Annotated in this window: 6 protein-coding genes and 1 pseudogene; 6 read left to right on the top strand and 1 reads right to left on the bottom strand. The window is 74.3% G+C overall.

From position 1 onward, the window contains the following. From ABEA15_RS11095 to ABEA15_RS11075, 5 genes and pseudogenes are all read left to right on the top strand, one after another. Positions 1-400 (top strand): annotated as a pseudogene (locus tag ABEA15_RS11095) (hypothetical protein); the annotation flags it as partial. 519 nt (positions 401-919) lie between these two features. Further along, complete coding sequence (locus tag ABEA15_RS11090) at positions 920-1303, top strand: cold-shock protein (RefSeq protein WP_344142835.1); 384 nt, start codon at positions 920-922, stop codon at positions 1301-1303. 202 nt (positions 1304-1505) lie between these two features. Beyond that, positions 1506-2315, top strand: coding sequence for a DUF3027 domain-containing protein (locus ABEA15_RS11085; RefSeq protein ID WP_344142677.1), 810 nt, complete (start codon positions 1506-1508; stop codon positions 2313-2315). 207 nt (positions 2316-2522) lie between these two features. Continuing rightward, on the top strand, positions 2523-3188 hold the full coding sequence (locus ABEA15_RS11080; RefSeq protein WP_344142678.1) for an AIM24 family protein: 666 nt from the start codon (positions 2523-2525) through the stop codon (positions 3186-3188). A 121-nt stretch (positions 3189-3309) separates the two neighbouring features. Continuing rightward, the gene (locus ABEA15_RS11075; protein WP_345556560.1) at positions 3310-6423 is read left to right on the top strand and encodes a sacsin N-terminal ATP-binding-like domain-containing protein; all 3114 of its coding nucleotides are present in this window, start codon (positions 3310-3312) and stop codon (positions 6421-6423) included. Positions 6424-8002: 1579 nt separating this feature from the next. Here ABEA15_RS11075 and ABEA15_RS11065 read toward each other — a convergent pair. Next, positions 8003-8422 carry a DUF2530 domain-containing protein gene (locus ABEA15_RS11065; RefSeq protein WP_345556559.1) on the bottom strand — a complete coding sequence of 140 codons (420 nt, stop codon included), beginning with the start codon at positions 8420-8422 and terminating at the stop codon, positions 8003-8005. A 233-nt stretch (positions 8423-8655) separates the two neighbouring features. On the opposite strand from ABEA15_RS11065, the gene ABEA15_RS11060 reads away from it, so the two are divergent. Further along, positions 8656-10155: an NCS2 family permease gene (locus ABEA15_RS11060; protein WP_345556558.1), complete on the top strand. Its 1500-nt coding sequence runs from the start codon at positions 8656-8658 to the stop codon at positions 10153-10155. The last annotated feature ends 43 nt before the right edge of the window (positions 10156-10198 follow it).

Here is a 10198-nt window from a genome sequence, read left to right as displayed (position 1 = left end):
CCCCCGCGCGCGGCCGAGCGGCGGCACGCCCCCTGCCCCGGGGCGCCGCACCGACGCGCTCGCCGGGCTCCCGGCGGCGCTGCGGCGCCACCCCGGCGAGGCCGTGGGCGTCCTCCTCTACCTGGCCGCCGGCGCCGTCGGGGCGCTGGCGGCGGCCTGGCTCGTCGGTGCCGCGATCGTCGCGCTGAGCCGGGTGTGGACGGGCCTGGACAAGGCCGCGGGCCTGGGACTGCCGCTTTTGGCCACGCTGGTGGGCATGGCGCTGTGGGAGAGCGGCGTCGACCACATCTACGTCGACCAGATCATCTGGAAGTCGCTCACGGACACCGGTGTGATCGGCCTGCGTGCGGCCGCCCTGGCCACCGGCGTGTACCTCGCGCTGCGGCTGCCCCACCGCTGATCGCGGCCCGCCGCAGGCGCGGCCGGGCCAACAACGGGCAAGCCGCGCCGGGGTCGGGTCAGCTGTACGCCAAGTCTGCGGAATATCCGGGTTGACCTGCGGTTTCCGGCGCGTCATGGCCATGGTGCCGGGTAATGATGCTGGTGCGTCCGGATGTCGGCCGTTCCTCGGCCGAGGACGTCGAGCGGCGTTTCGCCGCCACAGCTCGGAGGCGTTCCGGTGGCGCCGGGTCCCGTCCCATAACTCCGCAACCAGCGGCATCGGCAAGCGCTTCCGACAGAGGGGTCCGGAGAGCCGCATCCGGGCCCCTCTCCCATCTCGGCGGCACCGCTCGGCCCGGCGCCGCGGCCCGGCGCGGAGGCGTTCCGCGCCCGTGCGTTCCCCGCGTTTCAGGGGTAATTCGCTCGCCCGCCGGGAACGCAGGGCACTAGCCTGAAAAGGCCCCTATGGGAGGATCGGGAGCCGGGCGACGGCACCCGGTCCTCGTTGGACTCCGACGGCGAGAGCGTGAGGTCACCCGTGCCCACCGGCAAGGTCAAGTGGTACGACAGCGAAAAAGGTTTCGGCTTCCTCACCCGCGACGACGGCGGTGAGGTCTTCGTGCACTCGTCGGCGCTTCCGAGCGGAACCGAGTCGCTGCATTCCGGCCAGCGTGTCGAGTTCGGCGTCGTCGAGGGCCGCAAGGGAGCGCAGGCGCTGCAGGTCAAGCTGCTGGACGCGCCGCGTTCGGTGGTCAAGGCCCAACGCAAGAAGCCCGACGAGATGGTGGTCATCGTCGAGGACCTCATCAAGCTCCTCGACGGGGTGTCCGGGACCTACCGCCGCGGCAAGCATCCCGAGAGCCGCGAGGCCGCCAAGATCGCCCAGGTGCTGCGCAAGGTCGCCGACGACCTGGAGGCGTGAGCGCCGGCCGACCCGCTCCGGCGCGCCGCGCCCGCGGCGCGGTCGGCGGGCCCCGGCCGCGCCGGCGGGCGGGGCCGTGCAGAGTGAATCCCGTCACACCCGTACGCGGAGCAGCCGCAATCGGGACCGTCATGAGCGTAACGGTCGACTATCGATCGCTATCTTGGTCGTGCCGGTGCCCGTAATCAGCGAAAATGGAAACGTGAGCCCTAGCCGCCGTTCTCCCGCACCAGACAAGGCATGCATCGAAGCGGTCGACCTCGCCCGTTCCGCGGCCGTCGAGATCGGACGCCCGGAGTGGGTCGGTGAACACCTCTCCGCCTATGTCGAGGGTGACCGTGTCGTCACCCACCTGTTCGCGTGCCTCGACCCCGCCTATTCGGGTTGGCGCTACGCCGTCACCGTGGCCCGTGCCTCGCGCGCCAAGAAGGTGACCGTCAACGAGGCCGTACTGCTACCCGGCGCCGAGGCGCTGCTGGCACCGGAGTGGGTGCCCTGGAAGGAGCGCCTGCGCCCCGGCGACCTCGGCGTGGGCGACCTGCTGCCCAGTGCGGATGACGACGACCGGCTCAAGCCCGGCTACGCCCAGGTCCCCGACGACGAGCTGGGCGAGGAGGGCCTCGACCGCCAGATGGTCTGGGAGCTGGGCCTCGGCCGCCCGCGCGTGCTCTCCGAGACCGGGCGCGAGACCGCCGCCGAGCGCTGGTACGGCGGCGAGAGCGGCCCGCGCAGCGCCATCGCCGCCGCCGCGCCCGCCCAGTGCGCCACTTGCGGCTTCATGACCCCGCTGGCCGGCGAGTTCCGGCAGATGTTCGGCGTGTGCGCCAACGAGTACGCCCCCGACGACGGCCGTGTCGTCTCCCTGGACCACGGCTGCGGCGCGCACTCCGAGGCCTCGCAGCGCGCCGTGCCCGCCGAGGCGCCGCTGCGCCCGGTCGTCGACGAGCTGGGCTACGACCACATCGTCTTCGACGACACCAGCGAGCTGGAGCTCGTCTCCTCCGACGGCTGACCGGCGGCCGGCCCTCGGGGCTCCGCGTCGGCCCGCTCCGCGCGGCGCCCGGCGGAGCGGGGCCGTGTGCGGACCCGCCGCCGGAAACCGTGCGCGGCGCGGCGGCGTCCCAGGAGTACGGGCGCGAATCCGCCCGTCGCGCCGACTCCGGTGCGCCGCACGATCAGGCCGGGCCGCCGCCGCGGCTCGGGCCGGGAAGGGTCCGCTATGCGCAGTCCGCTGTTCGACGAGGTCCGCGAGTCCCAGCAGCGCGGCATGGTGCTGCAGAACGCCAAGATGCTGAAGGTCGGCCTGGACGGCGAGGTCTACGCCCGCCAGGGCTCGATGGTCGCCTACCAGGGCGATGTGGACTTCGCCTACAAGGGCTCCGGCGGGCTCGGCAAGTTCTTCAAGAAGTCGCTGACCGGCGAGGGTCTTCCGCTGATGACCGTCTCCGGGCGCGGGGACGTCTTCTTCGCCCGCGACGCATGGGACGTCCACGTCATCGACCTGGAAGGCGACTCCCTCACCGTCAACGGGGAGAACGTGCTGGCCTTCGAGGCCGGCCTGGAGTGGGACATCAAGCGCGTCGAGGGCGCCGGACTGACCGCCGGCGGCCTGTTCAACACCGTGTTCACCGGGACCGGGCGCATCGCGGTCGCCTGCCACGGCACACCGGTGCTGCTCCAGGTCGACCAGCCCACCTTCGTCGACACCCAGTCCGCCGTCGCGTGGGCGTCGAGCCTGAAGACCGGCGTCCGCAGGACGGCCAAGGCCGGGGCGCTGGTCGGGCGCGGCAGCGGCGAGGCGTTCCAGCTCTCCTTCGAGGGCCAGGGCTTCGTGCTGGTCCAGGCCTCGGAGGGCGCGCCCCCGGCCGCGGCGGCGCAGGGATAGGGCCGTCCGGCGGGGCGCCGGGTCTCGTGAGGAGCCGGGTAGGGGGCCTCCGCGCCGTCCGGCTGAGAATGGACATCCGGGTCGCGTACGGTAGTTCAGCACCGATGCGGGAGGAGCCCCCATGGCCCTGTCACCCACCGACCCGTTCGGCACCGCCGAACTGCGGCGGCGTGTCCTTGAGGGCTGGGCCGACGCCCCCGCCCGGTTCCGGGAGGATGCCAACGCCGAAGAGGACTACGCGCTAGGCGCCTACCGTGACCGCGTCGTCGTCGAGCTGGCGCAGAACGCCGCCGACGCCGCGCGGCGCGCGGGCGTGCCCGGCAGGCTGCGGCTGGAGCTGCGCGGCGACCGGTTCAGCGCCGCCAACACGGGCGCACCGCTGACCGCCGCGGGCGTGGAGTCGCTGTCCACCCTGCGCGCCTCGGCCAAGCGCGACGAGGGCGACCCCGGCTCCACCGGCCGCTTCGGAGTCGGCTTCTCCGCCGTCGCCGCCATCAGCGACGACATCACGGTCGCCTCCGCCGCGGGCGCCGTCCGCTGGAGCCGCGCCCTCGCCCGGCCCGCGCTCGACGCCGCGACCGCTGACGGGCGCGCCCCCGGCCTCGCGGAGGAGCTGGAGCGGCGCGGCGGCCATCTGCCGCTGCTGCGGCTGCCCTTCGCGGCCGAGGCCCGGCCCGCCGAGGGCTACGACACCGAGGTCGGCCTGCTCCTGCGCGACTCGGAGTCCGCCGAGCGCCTGCGCGAGCTGCTGGCGTCCACCACCCCCGCGGTGCTGCTCGCGCTGGCCGACCTCGCCGAGATCCGCGTCTTTACCGACACCGGCGAACGGATCCTCACCCGCGAGCCCGGGACCGGCGCGGACGTGGTCACCCGGGTGGAGCACCGCGCACCCGGGACCGCGGGCGACGGCGGCGCGCAGACCCGCGGCGGGGCCGCCGAGGCGCACACCGTGCATTGGCGCACCCTCACGCGCACGGGCCGGTTCGCCCCCGCTCTGCTGGCGGACCGGCCCAGCGAGGAGCGCGGGCGGCTGGAGTGGACGCTCACCTGGGCCGTCCCCCTCACGCCCGAGGGCGCCGCCGCCCCGCTGCCCGACGACGTCCCCGCCGTCGTGCACGCGCCCACACCCACCGACGACGCGCTCGTGCTGCCCGCGCTGCTCATCGGCACCTTCCCGCTGGGCCCCGACCGCCGCCGCGTCGCCGCGGGCCCGGCCGCCGAGACCCTGGTCGCCGAGTCCGCCGACGCCTACTGCGACCTGCTCTGCGAGCTCGACCCGCGCGCGGCGCTGGACCTGGTGCCGCGGTCGCTGATGGGCTACGGCGAGTTCGACGGGCGCTTCCGCTCCGCCGCCGCCAAGCCGCTGCCCGACACCCCGTTCCTGCGCACCGCCGGCGGCGAGCCGGTGCGTCCGCGCGACGCGGTGGTGCTCGACGGCGGCCCCGAAGTCGTCTCCGTGCTCTCCGAGGTCGTCGGCACGGCGCTGCCCGGCGGCCTCGACCCCTACCACCCGGCGCTGGCCCAGCTGCGGGTGCGCCGACTGGACCTCGCCGAGCTGGCCGACGTGCTCGGCGACCTCGACCGCGAGCCCGCCTGGTGGGCGCGCCTCTATGCGGCCCTGCGCACGGCCGGGCGGAGCGGGGCGGACATCGGTGAGCTCGGCGCGCTGCCGGTGCCGCTGGCCGACGGCCGGCTGGTGCGCGGCCCCCGGGGACTGCTCGTGCCCTCGGCCGACACCTTCGGCGCCGCCGAAGCCGAGCGGCTGACCCCGCTGGGCCTGCGCGTCGTCCACCCCGAGGCCGCCGACCCGCTGCTGGAGCGGCTGGGCGCGGTCGAGGCCGGGCCGGCGGCGGTCCTCGCCGACCCCCAGACCCGCGCGGCCGTGGAGAACTCGCTGGACGCCGACGATCCCGAGGCCGTCTGCGGCCCCGTGCTGGATCTGGTGGCGCTGTGCGAGACCACCGCCGAGGACGCGCCCTGGCTCGCCGAGCTGGCGCTGCGCGACGACGAGGGAGGCTACTCCGTCGCCGGCGAGCTGCTGCTGCCCACCAGTCCGCTGCGCGGAATCCTGGCCGACGACGCGCCCTTCGGCACCGTCGCCGCCGACCTCGTCGAACGCCACGGCGAGACCACCCTGGCCGCCGTCGGCGTTCTCGACTCCTTCACGGTGGTGCGCACCGCCGACCTCACCCTGGGGGCAGCGCTGGAGGACGCCCGCAACGGCACCGGGCTCGACGGGCTCGACGGCCTGGACGAGTGGGCCGAGGAGGTCGCCGAGCGGATGGGCGGCCCCGACCTTCCGCCCGTGGTCGCCGAGTTCGTCGGCGTCGCCGACCTGGAGTTCGTGCGCGCGGACCGCTGGCCGCAGGCGCTGGAGCTGCTGGCGGGCCCGCGGCTGCGCGCGACGGTGACCGCGCCCGCCCGTGTCCTGGGCGAACGCGGACAGGTCGTCGACGTCCCCTCCTACACCGCCTGGTGGCTGCGCACCGGTGCGGTACTCGACGGGCGGCGCCCCACCGACCTGCGCACCGGCGACGCCGACCCCGTGCTGGCCGGGCTCTACGACCCCGCGCCCAGCGGGCTCGACGCCGGCCTCGCGGCCGCGCTCGGCGTGCGCTCGGACCTGGCCGGACTGCTGGCCGAGGCCGACGGCCCCGACGACCTGCTGGACCGCATGGCCGACCCCGACCGCCACGTCGACCGCCGTGCGCTGCGCGAGCTGTGGACGGCGCTGGCCGGCGTCGACGCCGACCGGGTCGCCCCGCCCGAGCGCGTCCGCGCGGTCCAGGGCGGAGCGATCGTGCTCGCCGACGCCGAGGACGCGGTCGTCGTCGACCGGCCCGACCTGCTGCCGCTGCTGAGCGGGCGCCCCGCGGTGCTGGCCCCGGCGCGCTCGGCCGTCGCGCTCGCGGACGTGCTCGACCTGGCGCTGGCCAGCGAGGAGGTCGACGCGCAGGTGGAGTCGACGGGCGAGGTGCTGCCGGTGCCCGACGAGGTCGGAACGTTCCTGCCCGGCGGGGTCCTCACCTATGTCCACCACGAGGAGCTGACCGTCGACGGCATCGCCGTGGAGTGGTTCTGCGACGGCAAGACCGCCCACGCCTCGACCACCGACGGCCTGGCCCGCGCGCTGTGCCTGCTGGCCGACCGATGGGAGGCCCGCCACCTGGTCGCGTCGGTGCTGCGCGACCCGCGGTCCCTGCCGGTGCTGCTGGCAGAGGCCGACCTGGACTGACCCCGGGCCGGCCCCGCCGCCGGGGGCGCCTACCGCGCGACGCGGAAGAAGCCCTCGGCGATCAGGGAGCGCAGCACGTCGGGCGTGCGGGCGCGGACCTCGGCGGCGTCGCGGTCGGTCAGCTCGGCGATCGCGTCCAGCAGCGGCCCAACCGGCATCGTGCCGTCGCACACGCTGGCCAGCGCCGCCTCGATCGTGCCGACCTGGGCCACCCGCCGCAGGCCGCCGCGCTGGCGCAGCAGGATGCGCTCGGGGTCGGGCGCGCCGGGCACCCCGACGCGCTCCTCGACGACCTCGGGCGCCAGCGCCACGTGCGCCGACAGCAGCGCCGCGTCGGTGAGCCGGTTGGCGGTCATGGCGCCGTCGACGACCTCGGGCAGGTAGCGCCCCACCGGCTGCTCGATCTCGTGGCGGAACTCCTCAAGGCGCACGGCGGCGTCCTGGGCGACGTCGTTGCGCAGGCTGATCCAGCCGTAGCCGATGCCCTGGACCGCCTCGCGCTCGAAGTAGTCCAGCCAGGCGTCGTAGCGCCGGGTGTACTCGGGGCTGCCGACCTCGCAGGAGTCGCGCAGCCACAGTTCGACGTACTCCGCCGGGTCCTGCACGTCGCGCTGGACCACCCATCCCGAGCAGCCGGTGCCGGCCATCCACTCGCCGACCCGGTCGCGCCAGTCCTCGCCCTCGACGTGCAGCCAGTTGGCCAGGATCTGGCACCAGCCGCCGTCGGTGAGGTGGGCCGGGGCGCGGCGGACCAGTTCGGCGCAGACGCCGTCGCCGGCCAGGCCGGACTCCCGGTAGGTGTAGCGGGCATCGGGGGTGATGACGAACGGCGGGTTGCACGCGATCAGGTCGAAGCGCTCGCCGGCGACCGGCTCGTAGAGGGACCCCTGCTGAGGGCGCACGTGCGGCACGTCCGACAGCGCCCAGGTGACCTCGGCCAGGCGCAGCGCCCGCGGGTTGACGTCGGTGGCCGCCACCTCGGCGGCCCGGGAGGCCAGGTGCAGCGCCTGTACGCCGCAGCCGGTGCCGACGTCCAGCGCGCGCTCGAACGGCCCGTCGACCAGGAGCTGCGCCATGCTCGCGGACGCGCCGCCGGCGCCGACGACGTGGTCGGGACGGGGGACTCCCTGCCCGGGGCGCACCGTGGGGTCGGAGACGACGAAGCCCGGGCAAGTCGGAGGCCAAGCGGTCTTAGGAAGACAAAACAGGCAGTCAACTCCTTGGCTCACAGAACGACATGGCTACGATCCGACTTGTCGTCGATCGGCAGCACGGCGCGCGCCGCGCCCGCGGCGACCGGTTCCTGCAGCCACCACAGGCGCAGCAGTATCCCCAGCCGCTCCTCGCCGCCCGTGGCGCGCAGGGCAGGGGTCAGCTGCTCGCGGGCGAGCGCCCGCGAGGCCATGTCGCCGAGCCGGTCGCGCACGCCGGAGACGGTGTAGTCGGCGTCGATCAGCGTCTTGCGGAGCCGATCGGCGAGTGCGTGCGGAAACGGGCGAAACAAATCAGACACGCGCCCATTATCAGGGAGTGCCGCCCGTGGAGTGTGCGTTCGCGGGCTCGGGGCGTTCGCCGCGCCTCACCCCTTCGGAGGCGGGTGCCGTCTGCTGCCGCGGGCGCCGTCCTGCGGGGCGTCGGCAGGGCCGGCGGCCGGTGCGCCCGGCGCTGCGGCTCCGCCGTCGGGCGCGGCGTCCTCGGACGCGTCGTGCCCGTCGGCCGGAGCGCCCCGGTCGGCAACGGCCCCGCCCGCCTCGGCGGCGCGCAACCGGCCGGACTCGGCGTGCTTGCGCAGGTGGCGGGGGATGTAGGCGTAGCCGAAGAGTCCGAAGACGATCCCGGTCAAACACACCCAGCGCCACCAGCGGTCCTGCTCGGCCAGGCCGTCGCCCATCGCGAGGAGGACGACCAGGGCGGCGGTCCACGCGGCCGTGCCGAGGGCCGTGGGGACGCGGTAGTCGCTCTCCAAGACCTCCGGATCGGGTCTGCGGGGATGGCGCACGCTTTCAGGCTAGTCGACGGCGGCCCGCGCGCCCGGGTGCGGCGGCCCGGTATCGGCGCGTCCGGAACTCGCGCGCCGCGACACGGGGGCGCAGCGTGCGGCGGGGGTGGCGCCGCCGGGGCGGCCGTTCGTATGATCCGCCCAACACCGCCCCCAGAGAGATGTACCGATTCGTACGAACCTGCAACTACTCTGACCTCGTCCCTTAATCCCCGTCTGCCAAGGTCGAGCGAGTGAAGCAGAACCCACAGCACCCCGGCGAGGGCCGCGCCGCCGCGCGTTCGGGCGGCCTCGCGGGCCGCCTCGACCGGTACTTCCACGTCCGCGAACGGGGCTCCACGTTCCCCCGGGAGATCCGCGGCGGCCTGGCGACGTTCTTCGCCATGGCCTACATCATCGTGCTCAACCCGCTGATCATCGGCACCGCCGAGGACATGAACGGCCAGACCCTGGGAATCCCGCAGGTGGCGGCGACCACGGCGCTGGTCGGCGGTGTGATCACCATCCTGATGGGCGTCGTCAGCCGCTACCCGTTCGCGCTGGCGGCGGGCATGGGCCTCAACGTCATCGTCGCCTACTCGCTGGCGCCGCAGATGACCTGGGCCGACGCCATGGGCGTGCTGATCCTCGAAGGCGTCGTGCTGCTCCTGCTGGTGCTGACCGGGTTCCGCACCGCGGTGTTCCGGGCCATCCCGCCCGAGCTGAAGAGCGCCATCGCGGTGGGTGTGGGCATGTTCCTGGCGCTGGTGGGCTTCGTCAACGCGGGTTTCATCCGCCGGGTGCCCGACGCCGCCGGCAGCACCGTCCCGGTGCAGCTGGGCGACGGGACCCTGTCGGGCTGGCCGATCCTGGTGTTCGTCCTCGGGCTGCTTTTGACCATCGCGCTGATCGTGAACCGGGTGCGCGGCGCCATGCTGATCGGGATCATCGCGGCCACAGCCGTGGCGATCGTCGTCGAGGCGTTCGCGAAGGTCGGGCCCATGGACGCCGGCGGCGGCGAGGTGAACCCCGAGGGGTGGTCGCTGACCGTGCCGTCGCTGCCCACGTCGTTCGGCGACGTCGTCTCCCTGCCCGACTTCAGCCTCATCGGGAACTTCAACCTGTTCGGCAGCTTCGCCAACGCCGGGACGATCGCGGTCATCCTGCTGATCTTCACGCTGCTGCTCGCCGACTTCTTCGACACGATGGGCACGATGGTCGGGGTCGCCGGACAGGCGGGCCTGCTGGACGAGAAGGGCAACGTCCCGCGCGCCCGCGAGGTGCTGATCGTCGACTCGCTGGGCACGATCGCCGGCGGTGTCGCGCCGGCCTCGGTCAACACGGTCTTCGCCGAGTCCGCGGCCGGTGTCGGCGAGGGCGCCCGCACCGGCATCGCGCCGGTCGTCACGGGCGCGCTCTTCCTGGTGGCGACGCTGTTCTCGCCGCTGGTCGAGCTGGTGCCGTTCGAGGCCGCCACGCCGGTCCTGGTCATCGTCGGCTTCATGATGGCCACCCAGGTCACCAAGATCCCGTTCAGCGACTACTCGATCGGGATCCCGGCGTTTCTGACCATCGTGATGATGCCGTTCAGCTACTCCATCGCCAACGGCATCGGCGTCGGCTTCATCAGCTACACCGTGATCAAGACGGCCCAGGGGCGCATCCGCGAGATCCATCCGCTGCTGTGGACCGTGGCCGCGGCCTTCGCGGTGTACTTCGCGCTCGCGCCGATCAAGGCGCTGCTGGGTCTGTGACCCGCCGCGGGCCGAATAGGCTGCGGGCACCGGGCCCGCAGCC

Source organism: Streptomonospora halophila (assembly GCF_039542725.1).
In the GTDB taxonomy this organism is placed as follows: domain Bacteria; phylum Actinomycetota; class Actinomycetes; order Streptosporangiales; family Streptosporangiaceae; genus Streptomonospora; species Streptomonospora halophila.
This window is presented reverse-complemented; position numbering and strand designations above follow the sequence as displayed.

Coding starts and splice junctions, on each gene's coding strand:
- ABEA15_RS11080 (WP_344142678.1), top strand. CDS start 2,523: ATGCGCAGTCCGCTGTTCGACGAGGTCCGCGAGTCCCAGCAGCGCGGC.
- ABEA15_RS11075 (WP_345556560.1), top strand. CDS start 3,310: ATGGCCCTGTCACCCACCGACCCGTTCGGCACCGCCGAACTGCGGCGG.